Genomic DNA, 24,145 nt, shown 5'->3' with positions numbered 1-24,145 from the left:
CGGTGACGACCTTCTTCAACAACCTCGCGCTCGCGTTCGGCTCGGCCGACGCGGTCATCATGACCTGACCCGACTCAGTAGGTCGCCGGCAGATCCGTGCGCAACTCCGCGGTGAAGTCGGCGACCGAGAGCGGCCGAATCTCGACCTCGGACTCGGTCCGCACCAGGTAGCGACCGTCACCGCTCACGTCGATCCAGCTGAACGCCCGGCTCGCCGACGACGCGGGCTGATCGACTCCGGTGGTCACGGTCACCTGTCCCACGCCGTTGCGTGGCAGGTCGAGCAGCGCTCGGATCCGGGCCGCCGTGTTCGCCGAGCGCACCGGTACCAGGAGTGAGGACCGACGTCCGCCGCGGACCTCGGACACCGGAGCCCTCATCGCCCGCCTACCACCTGCCTCGGCCCCCGGCAGCATGTCCATGATGCGCTGGGCCAGCGTGTCCACGCCGCCGAGACACATCGCCAGGTCCCCGCCCGTATCCGCCGTGGGTCCGGGGCGCTGCGCGACGACCACGGAGGTTCGCTCGCTCGCGCACCCCAGCACCCGGACCACGGCTGCGGGTCGACCATCCCATTCGGCGGCGAGCCGCCCGTCGCTGACCGCGGCAGGCCGGCCATCGCTGATGGCGGCGCCGCCCTCCACCCCGAATATCTCCACGCGCACAGACGGTTTCGCGAGAATCTCCAGGGCCACGTCGAGCTCCGCGGAGCGGTAGCCCTCATACCAATCGGACAGCGCTCGCGCGTGGGCGGCACCGTCGTCGACGGTGCGATGCACCTCCAGCGGGTACGGGAACCGGTCGAGTCCGGCCTCGCGCCAGGCGTGGTCGAACTCATCCGGGCTGAGATTCCATCGCATCCTGATCAACCGTCCGTCCCCGACTACGTGCCCCTGTTCCGGTTGGACGCACACGCGCCCGACGCGGTTCCACCTCCGCGCTCGCTCGGCTAGATCCGGGCCGCGTCCACCAGCCGCTGCGCCACGGTGACATCGCCGAACACCTCGAGCGCCGCGAGCGGTCGTCGCCGCCACATCGTAAGCAGCAGCTCCTGCGCGGTGCCGCGGACCGCGACATCGCCCTTGGCGTGCCCGGCCGCGACGGTGACCCCCTCGGGTCCGAACCGCAGCAGCCATTCCGCATCCTCGGTGTCGGTGCCGTGCAGGTGCACGGTTCTGCCGTGCAGCTCCGGTGGGATCCGATCGGCTGGCAGGGCGCGGACCAACATCAGGCGGGCCCACTCGTCCACGCCGTCCGCGGCCGACTCCGCGGAAATGTCCTCCGGCGGGGGGCCACCCGCGGCGTGCAGCGCATCGGCCGCATCCACCCGGTGCACCGCCACCTCGTGGGCCTGCCTGCGCGCCCAGAACCCCACGGTGCCGGGACCCGCGAACGTCGGTGCGCCGCGGCCGAAATCGTGGGCGGAGATCTCGGCCAGGAGCTGCTCGAGGGATTCCCGATACGCAGGCAGGCAGTCCGGGCCGCGGGGCAGCGACTCCGGCTGCGCGGCCCCGTCCAACTCGGCTCCCGGCCCCGCCGCGAGCGTCGTCCGCACCCATCGGTGTACCCGCCCGGTGTGCCGCACGACCCGTTCCAGGGTCCACCCCGGCACCGTGGGGACATGGGCGTCGAGCGCCGCCGCGGGCATCGCGGCGAGCCGCAGCCCCTCGGTTCGCAGCGTCTCGAGGTGTTGGTCCGGTGTCATTCCTGAACGGTACCCAGCACGAAGGCCGCGACGTCGGAAGCCACCACCCGCTGGACCGGTTCGTGCAGCAGATCGTGACCGGCGTCCGGGTATTCGCGCAACGTCGCGGACGGCAGTGCCGCCGCCCACGACCGGACCGGGTCGATCGGCGCCATCCTGTCGTCGACGCCGTGCAGGGTCAGGATCGGCAGCCCCATGGCGATCGGCGGCCGCGAGGAGATGACCCGAGGGAGTGCACTGAGCACGGCCGCGTGAAACCTCTCCGGCTCCGCCTCGATCGCGGCGAGCGCCGCGGCCGCGCCGAGAGAGTGCCCCATCACGATCACCGGCAGATCCGGATGCTGTTCCTCGGCGATCGCGGCCAACCGCAGGGCATTGTCGCCCAGTCCTGGCAGCGGACCGATCACCCCGAGGTCGCCCTCCGACAGACCATGGCCGATGTGGTCGAGGGCCCACACCTCTATGTGCTCGGCAGACATGGCCCGTCCGAACCGGTGATAGTTACCGCTGTGCTGGCCCAACCCGTGCAGGAACACCACGACGACGACCGGATCTGGCACCGGCCAATGTCGATAGTGAACCTGCCCGCTGACCCCCGAGAAGAATGGCATCGGGACATTGTGCCGTCAGCACACCGCGCAGCGGCACGAAATCATCTGAGATAGTCGACCGATGCCGCGACGGTTCCTCGCATGTGCCCCCGCCCTCCTCCGCGTCCTCGGCGTCGTCGCGATCGGCACGGCGGTGAGCGGATGCGGGGGCGCGGGCATCGAGGGGACTGCGGTCGCCGCCAAGGACTGGGGCACCCCCGCCACCTCCGGAATGCCGACACCGCCGCGCCCGCCGAATCCCGGTGCCGCCACCGACGCCACCCGGATCGACGCCGGGTCCCCGGTCGACCCCGAGACCTACCACGACGCGAAGGAGACCGACTCCTCCCCCGCCGCGCCCACCATCGGCTTCCACTTCACGACACCGAGCGGCAACATCCGCTGCTCGACGCCGAAGGAGCCGACCGTGCTGCTGTGCGAGGTCACCGACCACACCTATCCGTCCGCGGCCAAACCCGCGGATGCGAAGGAACCGTGCCAGTGGTTCCCCGACTACGCGATGATCACCGACGAGGGCGTCGCCGCAGGTGTGTGTCTGCCCAGGCCGCTGGTCACCCGGGGCAGCAAGGTGCTGCCCTACGGCAGCAGCATCCGGATGGGCGACTTCGGCTGCCTGAGCACCGAGGGCGGATTGCTCTGCGCCAACGACATTTCCGGGCACGGCTACCAGCTCAGTCGTGAGGCGCTTCGGACCTTCTAGGACGAAGCTGCCTGTTCAGCGCCCGGCCGGAGCGCAGGCCGCCACCAGCGCAGGCAGCGCCTGGGCCGCGGTGGCCCGCCAGCAATGGGTTGCCACGGCGGTCAATTCGGTTGGCTCCGGATTGATCTCGACCACCGTCGCACCCGACGCGGCCGCCCGCGCAGGGAGTTCTGCCGCCGGGTACACCATCCCCGAGGTGCCGACGACCACCATCAGGTCGCAGCCCTCGACGACATCCTCCGCGGCGTCCCACGCCGCCTGCGGCAACGGCTCGCCGAACCACACCACGCCCGGCCGGACCGCCTCGCCGCACGCCGCGCACTTGGGTGGCGAAAGACGTTCCACCGGCAGTCGATCCGGCATGACGTCGACGTGCGCCGCCGTTCCGCACGCACTGCACCGCGACGCGAAGAGGCTGCCGTGCAGGTGCGCGGCGACGTCCGAGCCGGCCCGCTCGTGCAGATCGTCGACGTTCTGGGTGACCACCGCCAGTTCGGCGAACCGTGCCCAGTCCGCCACTGCGCGGTGACCGGCGTTCGGCTGGACCCGCCGCACCAGCGCGCTTCGCCACTGGTACCAGGCCCAGACCAGCTCGCGATCGCGTTCCCACGCCTGCGGGGTGGCCAGCTCGGTCGGGTCGAACCGCTGCCACAGCCCGGTGAGCGTGTCGCGGAACGTGGGCACGCCGGACTCCGCGGACATGCCCGCCCCGGAGAACATCACCACCCGGGCCGCGGTGCGGGCCGCGTCGAGCAGCGCCGGATCGGGTTCAATGGGGCTCATGTCGACGATTGTGACCGGATACGGCGACACCCTGCCCAAGCTGCTGATCGTGGACCCGGCACCGGACCCGGCCGCAGAGGACCGGATCGCCGGGTCGCTGCACCGTATCGGTGTCGCCTCCCGACCCACCGGGCTGCGCGCGCCGGGCCAGCACCTGTTCGGGACCCGGGTCGTCTCCGCGGTCGGCGACGCGTCGTGGCTGGATCGGGAGTACGCCGAGGTCAGCCGCTGGGTGCGGGTGATCGTCGCGCTCGGCCCGACCGGCTGGGACGCAACGCTGCGCGCGCTGGCCGCGGCGGGCGTCGTACCGCCCGAGCCCGCTCCCGGGTTCGCGCCCGGCGCCCGACTGACGCTGACCCCGGCCGGCGGCCGCCCGGTGACGGTGCTCGGCATCGACCATCCCGCCGACCCCGACGTGCTGGCGGACGCGGCGCTCGACGCCGAGTTGGCGGCGGCCCAGACCCTGGCCGGGGTCTCGGCGGCCTGCGGGGGACGCGGCTGACGACCGCCCGCACCCGGATCCGGGTGGCGTTCGCCCGGCTCGGTCGGTGCCGTCTGCGATAGTCGTCCCCGTGTTCCTCCTCGACGACGTGTTGATCTTCAGCGCCAGCGACTTGTCCCAGGCCGCGGAGTGTGAGTACGCGCTGCTGCGCCTGCTCGACGCGAAGCTGGGGCGGATCGAACCGGCAGGCGCCGACCGGACGGACCCGATGCTGGCCCGGACGTCCGAGCTCGGCGACGCGCACGAACAGCGTCAGCTCGAACGGTACGTCGAGCGCTTCGGGGACGGCGTGGTGCGGATCGACCGACCGCGCCTGGACTGGGAGGAGCTGACCCGGGCGAACAAGGCCACGGTGGCAGCGGCCCGGTCGGGCGCGGACGTGATCTACCAGGGCACCTTCTTCGACGGACGCTTCCTCGGCTTCTGCGACTTCCTGGTGCGTGAGGGCGACCGGTACGTGGTGGTCGACACCAAGCTCTCGCGCCACGCCAAGGTCACCGCCCTGCTGCAGCTGGCGGCCTACGCGGACGCACTGACCGCGGACGGCGTCCCCGCCGCGCCGCACGCCACGCTGGTCCTCGGCGATCACAGCACCGCGGACTTCGCACTGGGCGACATCGCGCCGGTGTTCCGACAGCGTCGCGACGAGCTGGTCCGGATCCTCGACGGGCACCACCGCGAGCAGGCGCCCGTGGCCTGGTCCGATCCGCGCTACCGCGGTTGCGGCCGGTGCGAGCAGTGCACGCCGGAGATCGTGCGGACCCGGGACCTGCTGCTGGTGGCCGGTATGCGATTCTCGCAGCGGGAGAAGCTGATTCGCGGTGGCGTCGCGGACCTCGACGCCCTCGCCGACCACACCGGGCCGGTCGAGGGCATGAGCGCACGCACCTTCGGCGGACTGCGGGCCCAGGCGGCCGCACAGGTCCGGCAGGAGCGCTCGCACGCCCCCGTGTACGAGGTGATCGACGGAGCGAGCGCGCTCGCCGCCGTCCCGGAGCCCGACCCGGGCGACATCTTCTTCGACTTCGAGGGCGACCCGCTGTGGGCGGAGGACGGGTCCACCGACTGGGGCCTCGAGTACCTGTTCGGCGTGACGGAGACCGACGGGACCTTCCGCCCGTTCTGGGCGCACGATCGTGCCCAGGAGCGCCGCGCCCTGCTCGACTTCCTCGACTACGTCGCCGAGCGCCGCACACGTTTCCCCGGCATGCACGTCTACCACTACGCGGCCTACGAGAAGACCGCGCTGCTGCGGCTGGCCGGCCGCTACGGCGTCGGCGAGGAATCGGTGGATACGCTGCTGCGGGAGAACGTGCTCGTCGACCTGTACCCGGTGGTCCGCGGCGCGGTCCGGGTCGGCGCCTCGTCGTACTCGATCAAGAAGCTCGAACCCCTGTACATGGGCGAGCAGCTACGCGACGGCGACGTGACCAACGCCGCCGCCTCGATCGTCGCCTACTCGAACTACTGCGCGCTGCGCGACGCGGGGCGCGAGCGCGAGGCACAGGACCTCCTGAAGGCGATCGCCGACTACAACGAGTACGACTGCGTCTCCACGCTGCGGCTGCGGGACTGGCTGCGGGCCGTCGCGGCCGAGCACGGAGTGCAGCCGCACCCGGCGCAGCAGGTGATCTCGGCGCCCGTCGAGGAAGCGAGCGCGGCCGAGACCGCGCTCCGCGACCATGTCGGCGACGCCCTGCCCGGTGAGCGCACCGACGACCAGCGGGCCGCGGCCCTGATGGCCGCCGCGGTCGGCTACCACCGACGCGAGCGCAAACCGTTCTGGTGGGCGCACTTCGACCGGCTCGTCCAGCCCGAGGACGAGTGGGCGGAGTCCGCCGACGTGCTGGTGGCCGAGCGGGCCGAGGTGCCCGTGGAGTGGCACAAGAGCACCCCGCGGCAACGCAAGCAGCGCAGGCATGTTCGCCTCGCCGGACACTGGGGCGCAGGCACCACGGTGCGCGTCGGCGACCAGCTGTACGCCCTCTACGAGCAGGGCACCGGGATCGGCTCCGACGACCCGCGTACCCGCGGCGCCGTCCTCGTCACGGTCCTCGCGCTCGAGGAGGAGGTCGGGCCCGACGGCGAGCCACGCGAGGTGGCGGTCGTGGAGGAACTAGAGCCGACCGGCACCGGCCCGCACGCCGTCCTACCGATGGCCCTGGCCCCCGGCCAGCCGGTCCGGACGGTCGCCATCGAAGCCGCGATCGCCGAACAGGCCGCCGCGATGGCCGCGGCCCTGCCGTCGATGCCCGCCTCGGCCGCCGTCGACGTGCTGCGCCGGGTGCCGCCCCGCACGCGCGCCGGCAATCCGCTCCCCGTCGCCGACCCGGACCACAGGGCCGCCGCGATCGTCGCAGCACTGCGCGACCTCGACGACTCCTACCTCGCGGTGCAGGGGCCACCCGGAACCGGCAAGACCCACACCGGCGCCGCGGTGGTCGCCGAGCTGGTGAATCGGCACGGCTGGCGAATCGGCGTTGTCGCCCAATCACATTCGGTGGTCGAGAACATGCTCGACGGGATCGTGCGCGCCGGGGTGCCCGGCGAGTGGGTCGCGAAGAAGCCCGGTTCCGGTCTGGCCGAGAACCCGGCGTGGACGAAGGTCGAGTCCAGCGGACTCGCGGCCTTCCTCACCGAGCACGAGCCGACGGGCTGCGTGATCGGCGGGACCGCATGGGATCTCGCGCACACCGCCCGGGTTCCCGCAGGCAGCCTGGACCTATTGGTGGTCGACGAGGCCGGCCAGTTCTCGCTCGCCAACACCGTCGCGGTGGCGATCTCCGCACGCAACCTGCTACTGCTGGGCGACCCTCAGCAGCTGCCGCAGGTCAGCCAGGGCACCCATCCGGAGCCGGTGGACACCTCCGCCCTTGGCTGGTTGGCGGAGGGTCACGGCGCGCTGCCACCTGAGCTCGGCTACTTCCTGGACCGGACCTGGCGGATGCACCCAGCGGTGTGTGCGGCGGTCTCGGACCTGTCCTACGACGGACGGCTGCACTCGCAGGAGTCGGCGACCACCGCCCGCGCCCTCGCTGGCGTGGAACCCGGCGTTGTTGCCCTGTACGTCGAGCACCGCGGCAACTCGACGGAGTCCGTCGAGGAGGCCGAGGCCATCGCGGCGGAGGTGCGCGCGTTGCTCGGCACCCCGTGGACACCCGGTGCAGGCGAGGACACCCGCCCGCTCGCGCAGTCGGACATCCTCGTCGTCGCCCCCTTCAATGCCCAGGTGAGCCTGCTCCGCCGGACCCTCGCCGATGCGGGACTCGACGAGGTCCTCGTGGGCACCGTCGACAAGTTCCAGGGCCGGGAGGCCGCGGTGGTGCTGATGTCGATGACGGCGTCCTCGGCCGACGAGGTTCCCCGAGGCATGGGCTTCCTGCTGTCCAGGAACCGACTCAACGTGGCTCTCTCCCGCGGAAAATGGCGCGCCGTGATCGTCCGCTCCCCGGGGCTGACCGACTACCTACCGACCACTCCCGCCGGACTGACCGAACTCGGCGCGTTCATGCGGACACACCTCTAGCCGAAGCACTGCCCCTCGCCGCGGAAGGTCGGCACCGGGGTGCGGGTCCCGTCGGCCTCGACGAGGTGCAGCTCGTTGAACCGCTCGCAGAGCTCGCCTGCCTTGGCGTGCCGGAACCAGACGCGGTCCCCGATCCGAAGGGCCGCTGCCGGATCGCCGGTCACCGGGGTCTGGACCTCGCCCGCGCCCTCGTTCCTGGTGAGCTTGAGACCCGCGGGCCAGACGGGGGTCGGCACCCGTGTGGGGCCCGCGGGGCCGGACGCGATGTAGCCGCCGCCGAACAGGGTGGCGATGCGCGACGTCGGCTTGCGGACCGCGGACAGCGCGAAGTACACCGACGGGCGCGGGGTGAACGCGTTGTACCGGTCGAAGAGGGTCGGCACGTACAACCCGGAACCGGCCGTCACCTCGGTGACCGAACTGTCGGCGGAGCTGACCTCGAGCGAGCCGGTGCCGCCGCTGTTGACGATCTGCAGCTCCCCGACGGTGGCGGTGACGGCATCCACGACCGCCGTGCGCCTGGTCGCGAGCTCGGCGGCGGAGGCGCGCTTGACCAGCCGAACCGGCGCGCTGGTGTCCGGCAGGCCTGCGATCTGGGCCTCGTAGAACATCACGCCCACCACGACGAACCCGCGGCGCTTGGCCTCGCGGGCGACAACCGCGGCCTCGTCGGGGGTCCGCAGCGGCGACCGACGGACGCCGAGATGGAGCGGGCCCACCCGCAGCGAGGCGTCGATGTCCAGGCATACCCGGGCAGGCACCGAGGTGCTGCCCGCCGCGTCGTGCAGCACATCGAGTTGGCCCGAGTTGTCGATCATCAGCGTGATCGACTCGAGCAGCAGCGGGTCGGAGGCGAGCTCTGCGAGCGCACCCCGGTCGACGGTCGGGTATCCCATCAGCACATCGCGCGCGCCGAGCCGGACCAGCCAGATCGCCTCGCGCAGCGAGTAGGACATGATGCCCCGGAATCCACCCTGCGCGGTGAGCCCCGAACCCAGCGTCTCCTCGAGCACCGCCCGGCAGCGAACCGACTTGCTGGCCACCCGGACCGGGGTGCCACCGGCGCGCCGCACGAGGTCCGCGGCATTGGTGCGCAGCGTGCCGAGATCCACCGCGGCCAGCGGCGGATCGAGTTCACGGGTTGCGGCGTCCAGCCGTTCGCGGGTGGAGGTCATGGCGTAGGAGTCCAGCCGTTCGCGGGTCGAGGTCATGGCCTGAGTCAACCATCCAACTGGACGAGTGTCCAGGTTTTAGGCCTGCTCGGCTTCCGCCTCGACCGCCTTCATGGCGATCATCTGCACCGCGTCGTCGAGCTGGGCGATCACCGCCTCGCCGTCACGGTCGACAAGCCACCGCAGCACGATGCCGTCGATCACCGCGAGGCAGAAGCGGGCGATGTGCTCGACCGGTTCGGTCCAGGTGGTCCCCGTGTACCGGGCCGTCTCCTCGAGGAAGGCGGTCGCCTCGATGTCCATCGTCCGATACTGCAGCGATGCGATGGACCCGGCCAGCTCGGCGCCCGCGGCCTGCTGCCTGAGGCCGTATGCGGTGATCTCGTAGGTGAGCAGCTGCCGATTCGGCGTCATCTCGATGAGCGGCCACATATTGGACAGGCCGCTGTGCAGCACCTCGCGCAGGCCACGCAGGCCGCTCTGGTCACCTTCGCCCTGCGCCGTACCGAATGCGTACCGCAGCGCAGCGCTGAGCTGGAGAACGAGGGCCTCGCCCATGGCGGCGACCAGCGCTTCCTTGTTCTCGAAGCAGTAGTGGACCACCCCGAGCGAGACCCCCGCCTCCTCGGCGACGGCACGAATGGTGACGGAGTTGATCCCGGTGCGTTCCGCGATACCCATCGCGGACTCGACGAGTTGGGCGCGACGTTCGTCCGCAGGAAGCCGATTCAGCATCTGCCGATCCTAGAACGCCGGAGCCAGTTCCGTATCAGGTGTTGACCTGGACGATCGTCCAGTAGATTATGAGTGAATGGAATCACATTTCTGGCAGAACTGGGCCGGCTGCGCCAGCGCACGGCCCACTCGCCTCGCTGCACCCGCGACTGTCGCGGAGCTGAGTGACGAGATCACCCGCGCCGCAGCGGAAGGCTTGCACGTCAAGTGCGTTGGTGCCGGACATTCCTTCACACCCGTCGCGGTCACCGACGGCGTGCAGATCAGCCTGGACAACCTTACGGGGATCCAGTCCGTGATCCCGGTGGAACCGTCGGGCGCCCTCGTCACCGTCCTCGCGGGCACCCGACTGAACGAACTCAATCCCACATTGTGGTCTCTGGGTCTCGCGATGACGAACCTCGGCGACATCGACGTGCAGTCCATCGCGGGCGCGATCTCGACCGGCACCCACGGCACTGGCGCCCGATTCGGGGGCCTGGCCACCCAGGTCCGCGGTCTGCAGATCGTGCTGGCGGACGGGTCGGTGGTGAACTGCTCCGCGGAGGAGAACGCCGAGCTGTTCAACGCGGCGCGGCTCGGACTCGGCGCGCTCGGCGTCATCGCGTCGATGACGCTGCTGTGCGAGCCCGCCTACGCCATGCGCGCGGTCGAGGCCCCCGCGCGACTGAGCGAGACCATGGAACGGATCGACGAGCACGCCCACGGCGTCGACCACTTCGAGTTCTACTGGTTCCCGCACACCGACCGGGTGCTGACCAAGCACAACACCCGCCTGCCCGGGGACACCCCGCTCACCCCCGTCAACAAGGTCCGCGGCTACATCGACGACGAACTGCTCTCCAACACCCTGTTCGAGGGCGTCAACCGCGTCGCCGCCCGGTTCCCGGCCGCGATCCCGCGGATCAACAACCTCTCCTCACGGGCACTCTCGGCGCGCGAGTTCACCGATCGCAACTACGCGGTGTTCGCCTCCCCGCGCCGGGTGCGGTTCCGCGAGATGGAGTACGCGATCCCCGCCGAGGCGCTGCCCGAGACACTTCGCGAGATCGACGGCTGGCTGCAGAAGTCCGACTTCCGGGTCGCCTTCCCGGTCGAGGTCCGCTTCGCGGCGGCCGACGATGTCTGGCTCTCGACCGCGAACGGCCGCGCCACCGCCTACATCGCCGTGCACCAGTACCACCGTCGCGATCACGGCGAGTACTTCAACGCCGTGGAGTCGATCGCCCGCGCCGTCGACGGACGACCGCACTGGGGCAAGCTGCACTCGCGCACCGCAGCGGACCTGCAGCCGACCTACGCGCACTTCGACGAGTTCCGTTCGGTGCGGGACAAGTACGACCCGGCCCGGGTGTTCGACAACGCCTACCTGCGCCAGGTACTGGGATAACGGCGCTCCGCGCCTGTGAGTGATTTGCACCCCGGTTGGGGTGCAAATCGCTCACAGTTCAGCCGAGCAGCGCCGCCTTACGCTCCGGCGAGGCGAACGAGGCCCGGATGGAATTGCGGGCCAGGGTCTCCCGTTCCTGCTCGGTGAGCCCGAGCTCCGCCTGCAGGCGGGCGAAGTTGTCGTCGACGTACCCGCCGAAGTAGGCGGGGTCGTCGGAGTTCACCGTGACCAGCAGTCCCGCCTCGAGCATCTGGCGCAGCGGATGCTCGGCCAGGGTGTCGACCACCTTCAGCCGCACGTTCGACAGCGGGCAGACGGTCAGGGGGATCTGCTCGTCCACGAGTCGCGCGATCAGGGCCTCGTCCTCCAGGCACCGCACGCCGTGGTCGATCCGCTCCACCTCGAGCAGATCCAGCGCCTGCCAGATGTAGTCGGGCGGGCCCTCCTCCCCCGCGTGTGCCACCGTGCGCAGCCCGTTCGCCCGCGCCCGCGCGAACACGTCGACGAACAGCGACGGCGGATAGCCGACCTCGGCGGAGTCAAGGCCGAGACCGAGGACCGGGACGTCCAGCCTGAGCACCTCGTCCAGCATCGCCTCGGCCTCGGGCACCGGCCGGTCCCGCAGCACGGCCGCGATCAGGTCGCTGGACACCCCGAACTCGGCCTCGCTGGCGCGGACGGCATCGGCCAGCCCGTCGAGGACCGCGCGCAGCGGCACCCCGCGGACCGTGTGCGCCTGCGGGTTGAAGAAGATCTCCGCGTGCCGGACACCGCCCGCCGCCGCACGCGCGAAATAGGCGCGGGCCAGGTCGGCGAAGTCCTGCTCGGTCCGCAACACCGCCATGTTCGCGAAGTAGAGGTCCAGGAAGGACTGCAGGTCGCTGAACTCGTAGCGGCCGCGCAGGTCATCGAGGTCCCGGTAGGGCAACTCCACCTTGTTGCGCTCGGCGAGCGCAAAGATCAGCTCCGGTTCGAGGGATCCCTCGATGTGCATGTGCAGCTCGGCGAGCGGGGTCGACACGGTGTCCTCCTGAGGTCGTCAGGCGTCCAGTATCCCGCGTCAGCGCGCCGGGTCCGGACTCGGCGGCGTCCACGACTGGTCGGTCGGCAGGTAGGAGCGCAGCATGAGAACGAACTCGCCGGGCGGGGCCGGCAACCAGTTGGACGGACCGGACGCGGGCGGCTCGTCTCCGATCCAGAGGTCGAGCGAGCCGTCGGCGCCCCGCACCAGTCCGGGGGTGCGGTCACCGATCGCATAGCGGCCCAACGGGTTCGCCACGAAGAACATGTCCGGTCCGTACAGGGTGACGGACCAGAAGCCGCGCTCGTCGATCGGCGGCAGCCCGCCCGCCGGGAAGTGCAGCCGATAGCCGCCACCGTCTCCGCGCAACGCGGCGCCGCCCGAGTCGGTCCTGGCGACGTAGTACATCGACTCCTCGGGCACGTTCGCCCCGAGCCCGATCTTCGCGACCCCCGCGCGGTGCAGGTAGTCGGTGCCGTACCGGCCCGCGTCCTGCAGCGAGCTCCACGGCCCGTCGCCACCGAACGAGGTGGTCGCGAGCCCGACGATCTGCTTGTCGCCGCGGACAACCCCCGCCGCCAGGGCCGCGACGTCGTCCGGCTCGCCGCCGCTGGGGGTCGCGCCTGGCGTCACGCCGAGGGTGGCGAGCTGCTCGAGCATCGGTGCGTCCGCCGCGGGCGGCGGGTTGGCCGCGAGGACCGCGGACAGTTCGTCGAAGACCTTCGGCCCGGAGCCCGCGATCGCCTGCGGCGCCGGGTTGTTGCCGCAGTCGGTCGGGGGCAGCGGCGGCGGCGCGTCCGGGATCAGGGAGGCGAGCACGGTCATCTTGTACTGGTGCTGGGCGGCGCGAGCCGCGGCGAGGTCCGCATCGGACTCCACAAGGGTGCGCCCGATCATCCAGGCATCCCAGGTGGGCGACTCGATCACCGCGGCGCCCGCGGGCGTCTCGCCGTGCCAGCCGGGCGGCACGATCACGTGCGAGCCCGCCGCCTGCCCGGTCTCCCTGGTGCCGATGTTGCCGAACACGTTGGTGTACATGTCGAGCAGCTGGAAATCGAAGTACCGCTCCCCCATCTCCGGATGGGTCAGCAGCACCGGGCCGGACCGGAGGTCGAGCCAGGCGATCGAGTACAGGGTGTCCGCGTTCGGGGCGACGACCACCCTGGTCTCCGGCCCCGACATGGCGGCCTGGCTGTAGAGCTGGTTGACCGGCAGCAGGCAGATCATGTTGGCCCGGGTCCGGGCCAGGGCGATCGGCGCGTAGCCGTAGACGTAGCCGTCGGCCGCGACGTCTGCAGGCGCCTTCGCCGAATCCTGTTCCTGCGAGGCGCACCCGCCGAGTAGTCCGGCCATCAGCACGAGTGTCGACAGCACCGCCACCCGACGTCGGCGCACTCCTATCGGCCCTTCCAGACCGGGGCGCGCTTCTGTGCGAAGGCGATCGCCCCCTCCTGCGCGTCCTCCGAGGCGAAGACCGGTCCCATCAGCTCGAGCTGCCGCGTGAACGCTTCCTCGTCGGTCCAGCCGGACGACTTGACGATCACCTCCTTGGTGGCGGCGACCGCGAGCGGGCCGTTGGCCGTGATCCGCTCGGCGAGCTCCAGCGCGCCGTCGAGCGCCTTGCCGGGTTCGGTCAGCCGGTTGACGAAACCGTAGCCATGCGCCTCCTCGGCGGTGAAACTGTCTCCGGTGAGCGCCAATTCGAGCGCCTTCTGGTACGGAATCCGCTTCGGCAGCCGCAGCAGGCCGCCACCGGCGGCGACCAGTCCCCGCTTGACCTCGGGGATGCCGAACCTGGCCTCCGAGGACGCGACCACCAGGTCCGTCGCCAGCACCAGCTCGGTGCCGCCCGCGAGCGCGTATCCCTCGACGGCGGAGATGATCGGCTTGCGGGGCGGCGCCTCGGTGAAGCCGAGCCCCTTGCCGGGGGCGATCACGTTCTCGCCCGCGACGAACGCCTTGAGATCCATGCCCGCGCAGAAGTTGCCCCCGGCGCCGGTCAGGACGGCGAGCGACAGGTCCGGATCGGCGTCGAGTTCGTCGACCGCGGCCGCGAGCCCATTGCTGACCGCGGCGTTGATCGCGTTGCGCGCCTGCGGGCGATTGATGGTGATGACCAGGATGCGGCCACGACGTTCGAGCAGCACTTCATCAGACATGCCGCCCACCCTAGGCGCTGCCGCGCCGACGCGAGCCGACTCCGCGCTCAGCGCCCCGTGTAGGTGGCCTTGCCGGGTCCGACATCGAGGAAGCTACGGACCGCGCCCGCGAGGTCCTCGGTACCGAACAGCCGGCCCGAGACCTCCGGGGTGATCGAGTCCGCGTGTGCCACACCGCCGGAGCGCCAGGCCTCGATGATCTGCTTGGTGGCGTGGTGCGCACGGGTTGGGCCGTCCGCGAGCCGCGAGACCAGGGCGCGGGCGGCCGTGTCGACGTCCTCGTGCACCGCGTTGACGACCCCCCAGGAGGCCAATGTCGCGGCGTCGTACAGATCGCCGGTCATCACCAGTTCCCTGGCCCGGCCCGAACCGGCGCGCTCGGCGAGCCGCTGCGGCCCGCCCATCGACGGCGTCAACCCGACCACCGTCTCGACGAGACCGAACTTGGCCCTGGGCGCGGCGAGGATGATGTCGCAGGCGAGCGCGATCTCGAACGCGGCGGTGAGCGTCAGCCCGTGCGCGGCGTACACCACCGGGCAGGGCAGGGCCTCGATCTGGTGGATGATCTCCGCGAACAGGGTCCGCCACAGCTCGGCACCCTGCTCGGTGCTCAACCCCTCGAAGACGTGCACGTCCACGCCGCCGGAGACGACCTTGCCCTCCGCGCGCAGCAGCACCGCACGCGGCGGGGCCGCGCTCAGTGCGTCCACGTCGGCGGTGATCGCGTCGAACATTGCCTGGTCGAACAGGTTCAACGGTCCGTGCGCGAAGGTCAGCACGGCGATCTCGGCGCCTGCGTCCGTGGTGATGCGCTCCAGCCGGGTCGGCTGGGCGGGCTCGGAACCGGCAGGCGGGAACGACGCAGTCATGGCGTCAGCCTGCCACACCCGAGCCCGCGCGGCCTAGGCCTGGACGCGTTGCTGCTCGACGTCGACCGGGGGCTTGTCGCCCTCACGGATCGGCCTCGAGAAGCACAGCGACGCAACGAAACCGATCAGCAGCACGCCCGCGGGCAGCAGCACCGCCTGCGCCATCGAGGTGCTGAACCCGTCCACGATGAAGCTCGGCATCGCACCGCCCGCCTCGTGCTCACCACCGGTGGGTACGCCATTGGCGGTCAGCCGCGAGGTGATCAGGGCACCGATGCCTGCGCTACCGAGCACCGCACCGACCTGGCGCGTGGTGTTGTACACACCGGAGCCCGCACCCGCCGCGTTCATCGGCAGGTTCCTGGTGGCGGTTGCCGCCAGCGGCGACCAGATGAAGGCGTTCGCGACGCCCATCAGGGCGATGGGCAGCAGCAGCTCCCAGATCGCGACGTCCGGCTTCATCACCAACCCGAGCCAGCCGAGCGAGATGGAGAGCATCAGGAAGCCGGGCGCGGCGATATAGCGCGGGTGCACCCGGTCCACCAGCTTGCCGACGTTCGGCGCCAGCGCGCCGGTGAGCACCGCCATCGGGACCATCAGCAGCGCCGAACCGGTCGGCGAGAGCCCACGGACGGCCTGCGCGTAGAACATCAGCGGCACCACCATCGCGGTGATCGAGAAGCCCATCGACGTGATCGCGATATTGGCCAGGGAGAAGTTGCGGTCCTTGAACAGTCCCAGCGGCAGCAGGGGCTCGTTCTTGTTCCACGACTGGTACCAGATGAAGACCGCGAGCAGGATCATGCCGGCGACGATCGACAGCCAGACCAGCGCGGACCAGTCGTAGGTGTTGCCCTCCTGCAGACCGAAGACCAGGAAGAACATGCCCGCGGCACTCAGGATCACGCCGGGGATGTCGAAACGGTGCTGATGGGTCTCGAGCGACGGCACGAACCGCCACGCGGCAAAGAAGGCGATGATGCCGACCGGGACATTGACGATGAAGATCCACTGCCAGCCGAGTCCGTCGACCAGGACGCCGCCCGCGAGCGGGCCGACCAGGGTGGCGACACCGGCGACGGCACCCCACAGCCCCATCGCGGTACCGCGCTTGTCCGGCGGGAAGATCCGGGTGATCACGGCCATCGTCTGCGGGGTCATCAGCGCGGCGCCGAAGCCCTGGAACACGCGGGCGACGATGAGCATCTCGATGTTGCCGGACAGACCGCACCAGAGTGAGGACGCGGTGAACAGCGTGAGCCCGACCAGGTAGAGGTTCTTGGGACCGAATCGGTCACCGAGTCTGCCCGTGACGAGTAGGGGGACCGCGTAGGCCAACAGATAGGCACTGGTCACCCACACGACGCTGTTGATGTCGGTCTGCAGATCCTCCATGATCGCCGGGTTCGCGACCGCGACGATGGTGGAGTCCACCAGGATCATGAAGAACCCGAGGCACAGCGCCCACAGCGCCGGCCATTGCTTGATCTCGGTTTGCATGTCAATCCTTCGCAAGTTGGGGATTGCGCTTACTGATGAGTTCCTCTGTGAGCCAAGGCAGTTCGCCGCTCTCGATCTCCACGATCAGACCCCGCAGCCAGTCGGCCTCGGCCTTGGCGACGGCCCGCAGGTAGTCCATCCCGAACCAGAAGACCCGCGGGATGTCCTCGGCCACCACCGCCTGCCGCATCCCCTCGAGTTCCCGGATGTCCTCGTCGATCCGGGACACCCGTTCGCCGAGCAGCTCGCAGACGGTGCCCGCGTCGAGATTGTGCGCCTCCGCGAGGGCCACCGGGAACTGCGGGTATTCGCTGACCGGGGTGGCCAGGATCTCGCGGATCCGCACGGTCAGCGCCGCCCGGCCTGCCTCGGTGATGGCGTAGGTGGTGCGCTCGGGACGGTTGCCCTCACGCTCCGTGCCGAGCACTGCGACGAGTTCCTGCCGCTCCAGCCGGTCGACGGTGTGATAGAGCGAGCCCGGCCGGATCTTCACCAGCCGATCATCGCGCCGCTGGATGAGCAGTTGGTACATCTCGTACGGATGCATGGGCCGCTCGAACAGCAGCGCAAGCACCGTGATCCCGAGGGGAGTCAACGCCGTTGCCGCCACGTTCACGCCTTCCTATTCCGCACCAATTAATCCAGATGGAATATACGGCGCGGAGGGATGGTCGGCAACAGCTTTCTCATGAAGCTCTCATGTGGGCGCGGCATCCTGATCCGAATGGGGACCCCGAAGGCGAAGGCCCGTGGCCGCGTATCGCGGTTCATTCCGGGCGCGACGATCGCGGCGATGTGCGCGATCGCGCTGATGCTCGTGCACTCGGTGTTCGTCACCACCGAGGGCGGCCAGCTCCTCGACCAGCGGTTCATGCGCACCGCGAACGCCGCACCCGACTCCTGGCACGAGGCGGGCTTCGCCCTGCTCGGTGCGGTGAACGCGACGGTCATCGCCGCGGTGATCGGCGCGATCGTCCTCATCGGGCTGATCCGTCGTCGACCGCGCTCGATCGTCGTCGCGCTTGCGGTGATCGCGGGCGCGAACCTCACCACGCAGGCGGTCAAGGTGCTGCTCGACCGGCCGTACCTCGGCTGGGGCGCGCAGAACACGCTCCCCAGCGGGCACGTCACCGTGATCACCTCGCTGGCGGTCGGGCTGGCGATGGTCCTGACCCCGGGCTCGCGGTCGGCGGCGGCCGCGCTGATGTGTGGGGCCGCCGCCGCCGGGTCCGCGGTGATGATCTGCCAGTGGCACCGGCCGAGCGACGTGATCGCCGCGGTGCTCGTCGTCGTCGGCTGGGCGGCGTTGCTGTGGCCGGCGTGCGCCGCGCGCCGGGACCGATACCGTGGCGAGGGTGGACGCCCATCAGATCGACATCATCGCCCTGGCCTGGGCCAGGGAACTGGGACTGCCGGACCTCGGCCTGGCCCGGCCGGGCACCCGGCATATCCGGGTGGACCAGAGCTCCGACCGGGTCCGGTTCCTCCGGCTGGCTGGAGCGAGCGCTCTGGTGGGCCCGGACTGGGCGATCGAGCGGGCGGAGCACTACAGCGACGATGAGCTGACCGACGGCGCGACGATACTCACGATCACCAAGGACCACGGCGGCAAATGTTCGGGCCCGCGGCTGCTGTCGTTCGCCGCCGACGTGGGCACCGAGATCGGCCGCGAGGACCCACTGATCTCGCACGACCTCGAACACGTGCTGGCCCTGCAGTCGGCCTGCCCGCCCGACGACGCGGCGGAGGCCGACCTCACCGGCAAGCGGAACTGGTTCACGCTCGTCGATGCCGCCGGCACGCCGTTGTCCTCGTCCGGGTATGCGGAATGGCAGGGCATTCTGGCCCACATGGGCACGCTCACGTCGCCGGACCATCGCCGACGCGGACACGGAGCCGTGGTGGCCCGGCTGACGACGAACGACGCGATCGACGTCGGCCTGATCCCGCAGTGGCGCAGCCACCCCGGCAACACGGCCTCGCGCCGGCTTGCCGCGTCGCTGGGCTACGAGGAACTGGGCGTCCATACCGCGGCCACGCTCCCGCGAAGTACCGTGTGATTGTTGCCCACCGTCGACGGAGTTGATGAACAGTGACCGACGAGAACAGCACGACCGGGTCGTATGTCGAAGCGGGCCAGGAGTTCACCCGCGACACCCGCTACATCAACACCCGGATCACCGCGGACGGCCGCGACGGCTACCCGGTCGAACCCGGCCGCTACCGACTCGTCGTCGCGCGGGCCTGCCCCTGGGCGAATCGGGCCATCATCGTGCGGCGCCTGCTCGGCCTCGAGGACGTCCTGTCGATGGGCATCTGCGGGCCGACCCACGACCAGCGGAGCTGGACCTTCGACCTCGATCCGGGCGGACTGGACCCGGTGCTGAAGATCCCGCGACTGCAGGACGCATACTTGGCCCGCTTCCCGGACTATCCGCGCGGGATCACGGTGCCCGCGATCGTCGACATCCCGACCGGTCAGGTGGTGACCAACAACTATCCACAGATCACCCTCGATCTCTCGACCGAGTGGAAGCAGTTCCACCGCGAGGGCGCACCCGACCTGTACCCGGAGGCGCTGCGACCGGAGATCGACGAGGTCGCCGAGCTGGTGTTCAAGGACGTCAACAACGGCGTGTACCGCTGCGGATTCGCCGGCACCCAGGAGTCGTACGAAGAGGCCTACGACCGTCTCTTCGCGAGGTTGGACTGGCTGACCCACCGGCTGGCGACGCAGCGATTCCTGGTGGGCGACACCATCACCGAGGCGGACGTCCGACTGTTCACCACCCTGGTCCGGTTCGATCCGGTCTACCACGGGCACTTCAAGTGCAACCGCAGCAAGCTCACCGAGATGCACGTGCTGTGGGACTACGCGCGGGACCTGTTCCAGACGCCGGGCTTCGGCGACACCATCGACTTCGCGCAGATCAAGAAGCACTACTACGTGGTGCACTCCGACGTGAACCCGACCCAGATCATCCCCAAGGGACCGAATCTCGCCAACTGGCTCGAGCCGCATGGACGGGAAGCGTTGGGCGGCAGACCGTTCGGCGATGGCACGCCGCCGCATCCACCGAAGCCCGACGAGGTGGTCCCCGCCGATCACTGGGTCCTTGGCGGCTCCCCCGCGTAGGTTCCGAAGCTCCAGTACACGCCTTCGGGGTCGCGGCAGGTGAACCCGCGGGAGCCGTAGTCCTCGTCGGTCAGCCCCTTCACGATGGTGGCCCCGCCATCGACGGCACGCCGGTACAGCGCGTCGGGGTCCGGCACGACGATGTACACCGAGCCGACCCCCGTCGGCAGGTCCCCGACGGCGGAATCCGGGCGTTGCGAGCCGAGCATGATGCCGCCGCCGCCCGGCCAGTCGAGCTGGGCGTGGTCGACCCGCTCCCCCTCGCCGTAGACGGCGGTCTCGACGAATCCGAAGGCGTTCACGAGGAACGCGATGGCCCCTCGCGCGTTCGCGTAGCTGAGCGTGGGCCAGATCGTGGTGGTGTTGGTCGTCTGTGTGCTCATGCCCTCGACACTGCTCCTTCCGATGTCTGGTCCGCTTGGATGAATGAGAACAGCTCCTCGGCCCGCCACCTCGAGGGCGGGATCCCGACGATGTCCCGCCAATCGCGCGCCAGGTGGGCCTGGTCGTAGAAGCCGCACCGGGCGGCGGCGTCGGCGAGCGAGATGGACGGCCGGCTCCGCAGGAGTTGATGCGAGCGGTGGAATCGAGCCAGCTTGGCCGCCTCCTTGGGGCTGACTCCGAACTCCGCGGCGAACCGTCCGACCAGGTGCCGTCTGCTCCAACCGATCTCGCGGGCCACCTGGCCGACCCGGACCACACCCTCGGCGGCCGTCAGGAGCTGCCACGCGTGCTCGAGGTGCGGATCGATCTCGGCGTCGGCGAGGCGGCGGGACAGCACCTCGTCGAGCACCGCGAAGCGGGCCTCCCAGGAGGGCTGCGCGGCGATCCGGTCGCTCAACTCCTCGGAGTCGGTGCCGAGCAGGTCCTCGAGCTCGACGACCCAGGCGCCGAGCTCGGCGGCGGGCACACCGAGCAGCGCCCTGGAACCGGCCGGGGTGAGGGCGAGCTGGACACCGTGCTGGTTGCCGTCGTGCCGGATCGTGACCGGCGCAGTGGACAGGCCGCTGGCGAGGGTGCCCCAGGCGCCGGGCTGCTGCCGCGGATCGGACATCCGTGCGAGTTCGAGCGGGGCGTCGAGCGCGATGATCACCGTCAGGTACGGCGAGGGCAGACCCAGGTGCGAGCCGGGCTCGAACCCGGTCAGCCGATAGCCCTCGTAGGGACCGACGAACGGGCGCAGGGCCTGCGCGGGCGATGCCCGTCTACCCTCCGAGTGCCCGGTCATGAACTCAGCGTAGGCAGTGATCTGCGTCGCATCCAGGGATGACGTGCCCGGGCCAGGAACAAACACGACGAGGCCGACCGTTGGACCTAGGTTCGGCCGCGAACGGTGCTGGCCGTGACGGAGGGGAAGACCATGGCGGACAAGCTGGGACGCATCGAGAAGGTCATAGTGTCGCTGCTCGACAACGGCGCCAAGCTGCAGGGACCCGCGATCCAGAAGTACGTGGACCGGGTTCGCCGCGCCCACCCCGACGAGAACCCTCAGCAGATCGTCGAGCGGATGGAGAAGATCTTCCTCACCGCTGTGACCGGCAGCGGCGGCGCGGTGGGCGCGGCCGCGGCGGTGCCCGGCATCGGCACGGTCGGCTCCATCGCGGCGGTCGGCGCCGAGTCGGTGTTCTTCTTGGAGGCCTCGGCCCTGTTGACACTGGCGATCGCCTCGGTGCACGGCATCTCGGTGCAGCAGCACGAGCAGCGCCGGGCGCTGGTACTCGCGGTGGCGCTGGGCGCCTCGGGTATGGAGATCGTGGAGAAGGCCGTCGGCGCGACCACGAAGAACTGGGGCTCGCTCATCACCAACCGGCTCCCGGCGCAGACCATGACCGGGATGAACCGGAAGCTGATCCACAAATTCGTCACCAAGTACGCGGCCCGCCGTAGTGCGCTGATCCTGGGCAAGCTGGTACCCGCCGGTATCGGCGCCGCGATCGGCGGCACCGGCAACCGGGTGATCGGCAAGGGCGTGATCAACAACGCGCGCGACGCCTTCGGTCCCGCACCCGCGCGGTGGCCGCTGGAGCTCACTACCTGACCCCCGCAGGGTATGGTCTAGGCATGGACCGGCTCCGCATCGCCCCACAGCGCGCCGCACTCTCGTGCGCGTTGCTGCTCGGCGCGCTGGTGTTCGGCCTGCTGGCGATGCATCACGTGGCGGCGGCCGTGCAGGGCGCCGGGCCGGCTCACGGCTCGCCGACTGCGGTCAGCGCGCATGCGGTGGATACGCACGACGCGGGAACCCCGAACGCAGCCCACGGGGCGATGACCGGATCCGCGTCCAACGCCATGGCGCCGGATCGGCCGGCGTCGCTACCCGAGACGTCGGCCCATGCCGCGCCCGCGGACCAGCAGCCGGCCGATCACACCGGCGGCCACCACATGCTCAACGCGTGCGTCGCCGTCCTGCTCTCGGCAGTGCTGCTGGCGATGTCCCTGATCGCGTTCGGGCTCCCGACGGGCGCGGGCACCCGGATGCGCCGCGGCCGGTCCGCGGTCACCTACACCGGTCGCGGGCCGCCCTTTGCCGCGCCCACCTCGAATCGCCTTGCCACCTTGTGCCTTCTGCGGGTCTGACAGGGCCACTGCGTCGTGCTCGACGCAGTTCGGCCACTGATCCGCACTCGAAAGACCAAGGAAGAACGATGAACACACGTACCAAGACCACCGGCATGATCGCCGCGGCCGCTGCCACCGTCGCCCTGATCGCGGGCTGTTCCAACGACGACTCCGGATCCGGCCACCCGATGGATTCGATGGGCTCGATGTCGATGTCCTCGAGTTCTGAGCAGTCCGCGTCATCGGGCACGCACAACAACGCCGATGTCATGTGGGTGCAGATGATGATCCCGCACCACCAGCAGGCCGTGGAGATGGCGGCGCTGGCCGAGGGCCGCACCGAGAATGCGGAACTGCTGGCGCTGGCCGGCCAGATCAAGGCCGCCCAGGACCCCGAGATCGTGCAGATGACGGGATGGCTCGCCGAGTGGGGCGTGCCGACGATGGCAGCCGACATGAGCCACGCCGATATGGGCCATGGCGACGGCGGCGACGGGATGATGACAGCGGAGCAGATGACGCAGCTCGAGCAGGCCTCGGGAGCCGATTTCGACCGGGCGTGGCTGGAGATGATGATCGCCCACCATCAGGGCGCGGTGGAGTCCTCGTCCGCGATCCTGACTGACGGACAGAGCGAGCAGGTCCAGGAGCTCGCGAAGAAGATCATCGCCGGCCAGGAGGACGAGATCGACCAGATGAAGTCGATGCTCGAGCAGTAGTCGCGCGAGCCTCACCGCTGAACATCCCCGTGGTCACGCTGGTGGCCGCGGGGACGTTTGCGTTCAGAACGGTGGCGGCAACGGCGGTGTTTTCGGTTTCAGAGGCGGGGTGTGGCCGCGGCGGCCGGTGATGCGTGGGGTCGGGGTGGTGAGGGTGTGGCTGCCGTGGGCGCCGGTGGGGAGGGTGAGGGCGGTGGTGCCGGTGGTGGAGGTCCAGAGCATTGCGTGGCCGGGTAGTGCGGTGACGGTCCAGAGGCCGAGGGTTTTGAGTTGGTGGTGGAACTGGCAGAGGCAGTGCAGGTTGGTGACGATGGTCCAGCCACCTGTGATCGGGTCGTGGGCCCGGTATTCGATGATGTGGTCGAGTTGGCACCCGGCGGCGGGGCGGGTGCAGCCGGGGAATCGGCAGTGTCCGTCGCGGGCGTGGACGAGTGCGGTGGTGGCGGCGTCGGGGCGGTAGGTGAGGGCGCCGTCGGGTGGGGCGGTCAGGCCGCCGTGTCCGTCGGGGTGTTCCGGTCGGGCCAGGGTGGGGTCGGCATCGATGGCGGCGAGGATCGCGTCGGTGATGGTGCCGATGCTGGTCGGGGCCGGTGGTGGTGAAGTGCTCGGATGCGGTGGAGCAAGCGTCCCGAAATCGGGGATGTAGCCGGCTTTTCGGCGACTTCCGCGGGCTAAATATGAGCGCACGCAGAACCGCGGCGGTAGTGGTGGTGGCGGCGTGTCGGGGCCGGGTGCGTCGGCCTTGATGTGGACAGACTTCTCACTATGCGTTTCGGTTTCGGGTTTCTCGTCGGTGTCCGCGACCGGCTCCGGCTCCGGCTCCGGGGCAATGTCATTGACAGTTTCTGCGGCCGCACGGTCGCCGTTGCCGTTGGCATCACTGGCGGCGTCCTCGTCGTGGGCGATCAGGCCCAGCTCCTCGGCCAGGTTGAGTGCCTCGGTGAGCAGGGCCTGCCAGGTCCCGTCCGCCGCCAGCCTGCGCGCCAGCTCCGGATCGATCAGCCCGTGCCCATGCAGGTACGCCGGCTCGGACAACAACCCCACCAGCGTCGCGACAT

At 70.2% G+C, this 24,145-nt stretch carries 25 protein-coding genes; 10 read left to right on the top strand and 15 right to left on the bottom strand.

What is annotated here, in order from left to right; translation table 11 throughout:
* Positions 1–74 precede the first annotated feature (74 nt).
* The 3 genes from FCG67_RS24180 to FCG67_RS24170 form a co-directional block, all read right to left on the bottom strand.
* Positions 75–860: an ESX secretion-associated protein EspG gene (locus tag FCG67_RS24180; RefSeq protein ID WP_136912117.1), complete on the bottom strand. Its 786-nt coding sequence runs from the start codon at positions 858–860 to the stop codon at positions 75–77.
* Between the two features lie 89 nt (positions 861–949).
* The gene (locus FCG67_RS24175; RefSeq protein WP_136912116.1) at positions 950–1,705 is read right to left on the bottom strand and encodes a maleylpyruvate isomerase N-terminal domain-containing protein; all 756 of its coding nucleotides are present in this window, start codon (positions 1,703–1,705) and stop codon (positions 950–952) included.
* Positions 1,702–2,316, bottom strand: coding sequence for an alpha/beta hydrolase (locus FCG67_RS24170; protein WP_136912115.1), 615 nt, complete (start codon positions 2,314–2,316; stop codon positions 1,702–1,704). Before FCG67_RS24170 ends, FCG67_RS24175 begins: the two co-directional genes overlap by 4 nt.
* Before the next feature lie 61 nt (positions 2,317–2,377).
* Between FCG67_RS24170 and FCG67_RS24165 the strand changes: the two genes are divergently transcribed.
* A complete protein-coding gene (locus FCG67_RS24165) occupies positions 2,378–3,016 on the top strand; it encodes a hypothetical protein (protein WP_136912114.1) in 639 nt (212 codons plus the stop codon).
* Between the two features lie 15 nt (positions 3,017–3,031).
* Here the strand turns inward: FCG67_RS24165 and FCG67_RS24160 are convergent, their stop codons facing one another.
* Entirely contained in the window at positions 3,032–3,799 is a 768-nt protein-coding gene (locus FCG67_RS24160; protein WP_136912113.1) for an SIR2 family NAD-dependent protein deacylase, read from the bottom strand.
* Between FCG67_RS24160 and FCG67_RS24155 the strand changes: the two genes are divergently transcribed.
* Both FCG67_RS24155 and FCG67_RS24150 read left to right on the top strand, forming a co-directional pair.
* Positions 3,798–4,301, top strand: a complete 504-nt coding sequence (locus FCG67_RS24155; protein WP_136912112.1) for a uracil-DNA glycosylase family protein — start codon at positions 3,798–3,800, stop codon at positions 4,299–4,301. The two genes, FCG67_RS24160 and FCG67_RS24155, sit on opposite strands and share 2 nt — an antisense overlap.
* A gap of 70 nt (positions 4,302–4,371) precedes the next feature.
* Complete coding sequence (locus FCG67_RS24150) at positions 4,372–7,827, top strand: TM0106 family RecB-like putative nuclease (RefSeq protein ID WP_136912111.1); 3,456 nt, start codon at positions 4,372–4,374, stop codon at positions 7,825–7,827.
* On the opposite strand, the gene FCG67_RS24145 is transcribed toward FCG67_RS24150, so the two are convergent.
* On the bottom strand, positions 7,824–9,002 hold the full coding sequence (locus FCG67_RS24145; RefSeq protein ID WP_136912146.1) for an amino acid deaminase/aldolase: 1,179 nt from the start codon (positions 9,000–9,002) through the stop codon (positions 7,824–7,826). The genes FCG67_RS24150 and FCG67_RS24145 overlap by 4 nt on opposite strands.
* A 75-nt stretch (positions 9,003–9,077) precedes the next feature.
* Positions 9,078–9,734, bottom strand: a complete 657-nt coding sequence (locus FCG67_RS24140) for a TetR/AcrR family transcriptional regulator (protein ID WP_077042399.1) — start codon at positions 9,732–9,734, stop codon at positions 9,078–9,080.
* A gap of 76 nt (positions 9,735–9,810) precedes the next feature.
* Here FCG67_RS24140 and FCG67_RS24135 point away from each other — a divergent pair, with 76 nt between their 5' ends.
* Positions 9,811–11,124: a D-arabinono-1,4-lactone oxidase gene (locus FCG67_RS24135; protein WP_136912110.1), complete on the top strand. Its 1,314-nt coding sequence runs from the start codon at positions 9,811–9,813 to the stop codon at positions 11,122–11,124.
* 58 nt (positions 11,125–11,182) lie between these two features.
* On the opposite strand, the gene FCG67_RS24130 is transcribed toward FCG67_RS24135, so the two are convergent.
* From FCG67_RS24130 to FCG67_RS24105, 6 genes are read right to left on the bottom strand one after another with little or no spacing between them, the layout of a single operon-like run.
* The gene (locus FCG67_RS24130; RefSeq protein WP_136912109.1) at positions 11,183–12,145 is read right to left on the bottom strand and encodes an adenosine deaminase; all 963 of its coding nucleotides are present in this window, start codon (positions 12,143–12,145) and stop codon (positions 11,183–11,185) included.
* A gap of 39 nt (positions 12,146–12,184) precedes the next feature.
* A complete protein-coding gene (locus tag FCG67_RS24125; protein ID WP_246045263.1) occupies positions 12,185–13,525 on the bottom strand; it encodes a DUF1254 domain-containing protein in 1,341 nt (446 codons plus the stop codon).
* Between the two features lie 17 nt (positions 13,526–13,542).
* Entirely contained in the window at positions 13,543–14,304 is a 762-nt protein-coding gene (locus FCG67_RS24120) for a crotonase/enoyl-CoA hydratase family protein (protein WP_136912108.1), read from the bottom strand.
* A 47-nt stretch (positions 14,305–14,351) separates the two neighbouring features.
* Complete coding sequence (locus tag FCG67_RS24115; RefSeq protein ID WP_136912107.1) at positions 14,352–15,173, bottom strand: enoyl-CoA hydratase/isomerase family protein; 822 nt, start codon at positions 15,171–15,173, stop codon at positions 14,352–14,354.
* Positions 15,174–15,206: 33 nt separating this feature from the next.
* The gene (locus tag FCG67_RS24110) at positions 15,207–16,673 is read right to left on the bottom strand and encodes an MFS transporter (protein ID WP_136912106.1); all 1,467 of its coding nucleotides are present in this window, start codon (positions 16,671–16,673) and stop codon (positions 15,207–15,209) included.
* A 1-nt stretch (position 16,674) separates the two neighbouring features.
* Positions 16,675–17,283, bottom strand: a complete 609-nt coding sequence (locus FCG67_RS24105) for a PadR family transcriptional regulator (RefSeq protein WP_136912144.1) — start codon at positions 17,281–17,283, stop codon at positions 16,675–16,677.
* 114 nt (positions 17,284–17,397) lie between these two features.
* Between FCG67_RS24105 and FCG67_RS25640 the strand changes: the two genes are divergently transcribed.
* The 3 genes from FCG67_RS25640 to FCG67_RS24095 are packed head-to-tail and all read left to right on the top strand — an operon-like array spanning position 17,398 to position 19,809.
* Positions 17,398–18,234: a phosphatase PAP2 family protein gene (locus FCG67_RS25640; protein WP_342775509.1), complete on the top strand. Its 837-nt coding sequence runs from the start codon at positions 17,398–17,400 to the stop codon at positions 18,232–18,234.
* Entirely contained in the window at positions 18,185–18,733 is a 549-nt protein-coding gene (locus FCG67_RS24100; protein ID WP_342775508.1) for a GNAT family N-acetyltransferase, read from the top strand. The genes FCG67_RS25640 and FCG67_RS24100 overlap by 50 nt, the downstream gene beginning before the upstream one ends.
* A 32-nt stretch (positions 18,734–18,765) precedes the next feature.
* Complete coding sequence (locus FCG67_RS24095) at positions 18,766–19,809, top strand: glutathione S-transferase family protein (protein WP_136912104.1); 1,044 nt, start codon at positions 18,766–18,768, stop codon at positions 19,807–19,809.
* Here the strand turns inward: FCG67_RS24095 and FCG67_RS24090 are convergent.
* Positions 19,779–20,192, bottom strand: coding sequence for a VOC family protein (locus FCG67_RS24090; RefSeq protein ID WP_136912103.1), 414 nt, complete (start codon positions 20,190–20,192; stop codon positions 19,779–19,781). The genes FCG67_RS24095 and FCG67_RS24090 overlap by 31 nt on opposite strands.
* Positions 20,189–21,037 (bottom strand): AraC family transcriptional regulator, encoded by an 849-nt coding sequence (locus FCG67_RS24085; RefSeq protein WP_136912102.1) that lies wholly within the window; start codon positions 21,035–21,037, stop codon positions 20,189–20,191. The genes FCG67_RS24090 and FCG67_RS24085 overlap by 4 nt, the downstream gene beginning before the upstream one ends.
* A gap of 132 nt (positions 21,038–21,169) precedes the next feature.
* Here FCG67_RS24085 and FCG67_RS24080 point away from each other — a divergent pair, with 132 nt between their 5' ends.
* The 3 genes from FCG67_RS24080 (at position 21,170) to FCG67_RS24070 (ending at position 23,087) form a co-directional block, all read left to right on the top strand.
* Entirely contained in the window at positions 21,170–21,847 is a 678-nt protein-coding gene (locus FCG67_RS24080; protein WP_136912143.1) for a hypothetical protein, read from the top strand.
* A gap of 23 nt (positions 21,848–21,870) precedes the next feature.
* Complete coding sequence (locus FCG67_RS24075; RefSeq protein ID WP_136912101.1) at positions 21,871–22,386, top strand: hypothetical protein; 516 nt, start codon at positions 21,871–21,873, stop codon at positions 22,384–22,386.
* Between the two features lie 68 nt (positions 22,387–22,454).
* Positions 22,455–23,087: a DUF305 domain-containing protein gene (locus FCG67_RS24070; RefSeq protein ID WP_136912100.1), complete on the top strand. Its 633-nt coding sequence runs from the start codon at positions 22,455–22,457 to the stop codon at positions 23,085–23,087.
* Between the two features lie 63 nt (positions 23,088–23,150).
* On the opposite strand, the gene FCG67_RS25120 is transcribed toward FCG67_RS24070, so the two are convergent.
* On the bottom strand, positions 23,151–24,145 hold a 995-nt coding region (locus tag FCG67_RS25120; RefSeq protein ID WP_246045262.1), incomplete at its 5' end, for an HNH endonuclease signature motif containing protein.

Origin of the sequence: Rhodococcus oryzae, from assembly GCF_005049235.1 — a bacterium.
Lineage (GTDB): Bacteria > Actinomycetota > Actinomycetes > Mycobacteriales > Mycobacteriaceae > Rhodococcus_G > Rhodococcus_G oryzae.
The sequence above is the reverse complement of the archived record's forward strand: the minus strand, read 5'-3'. Positions and strand labels throughout refer to the sequence as shown.

Coding starts and splice junctions, on each gene's coding strand:
- FCG67_RS24180 (WP_136912117.1), bottom strand. CDS start 860: ATGCGATGGAATCTCAGCCCGGATGAGTTCGACCACGCCTGGCGCGAG.
- FCG67_RS24175 (WP_136912116.1), bottom strand. CDS start 1,705: ATGACACCGGACCAACACCTCGAGACGCTGCGAACCGAGGGGCTGCGG.
- FCG67_RS24170 (WP_136912115.1), bottom strand. CDS start 2,316: ATGCCATTCTTCTCGGGGGTCAGCGGGCAGGTTCACTATCGACATTGG.
- FCG67_RS24165 (WP_136912114.1), top strand. CDS start 2,378: ATGCCGCGACGGTTCCTCGCATGTGCCCCCGCCCTCCTCCGCGTCCTC.
- FCG67_RS24155 (WP_136912112.1), top strand. CDS start 3,798: ATGTCGACGATTGTGACCGGATACGGCGACACCCTGCCCAAGCTGCTG.
- FCG67_RS24160 (WP_136912113.1), bottom strand. CDS start 3,799: ATGAGCCCCATTGAACCCGATCCGGCGCTGCTCGACGCGGCCCGCACC.
- FCG67_RS24145 (WP_136912146.1), bottom strand. CDS start 9,002: ATGACCTCCACCCGCGAACGGCTGGACGCCGCAACCCGTGAACTCGAT.
- FCG67_RS24140 (WP_077042399.1), bottom strand. CDS start 9,734: ATGCTGAATCGGCTTCCTGCGGACGAACGTCGCGCCCAACTCGTCGAG.
- FCG67_RS24135 (WP_136912110.1), top strand. CDS start 9,811: ATGGAATCACATTTCTGGCAGAACTGGGCCGGCTGCGCCAGCGCACGG.
- FCG67_RS24120 (WP_136912108.1), bottom strand. CDS start 14,304: ATGTCTGATGAAGTGCTGCTCGAACGTCGTGGCCGCATCCTGGTCATC.
- FCG67_RS24115 (WP_136912107.1), bottom strand. CDS start 15,173: ATGACTGCGTCGTTCCCGCCTGCCGGTTCCGAGCCCGCCCAGCCGACC.
- FCG67_RS24110 (WP_136912106.1), bottom strand. CDS start 16,673: ATGCAAACCGAGATCAAGCAATGGCCGGCGCTGTGGGCGCTGTGCCTC.
- FCG67_RS25640 (WP_342775509.1), top strand. CDS start 17,398: ATGGGGACCCCGAAGGCGAAGGCCCGTGGCCGCGTATCGCGGTTCATT.
- FCG67_RS24090 (WP_136912103.1), bottom strand. CDS start 20,192: ATGAGCACACAGACGACCAACACCACCACGATCTGGCCCACGCTCAGC.
- FCG67_RS24085 (WP_136912102.1), bottom strand. CDS start 21,037: ATGACCGGGCACTCGGAGGGTAGACGGGCATCGCCCGCGCAGGCCCTG.
- FCG67_RS24080 (WP_136912143.1), top strand. CDS start 21,170: ATGGCGGACAAGCTGGGACGCATCGAGAAGGTCATAGTGTCGCTGCTC.
- FCG67_RS24075 (WP_136912101.1), top strand. CDS start 21,871: ATGGACCGGCTCCGCATCGCCCCACAGCGCGCCGCACTCTCGTGCGCG.
- FCG67_RS24070 (WP_136912100.1), top strand. CDS start 22,455: ATGAACACACGTACCAAGACCACCGGCATGATCGCCGCGGCCGCTGCC.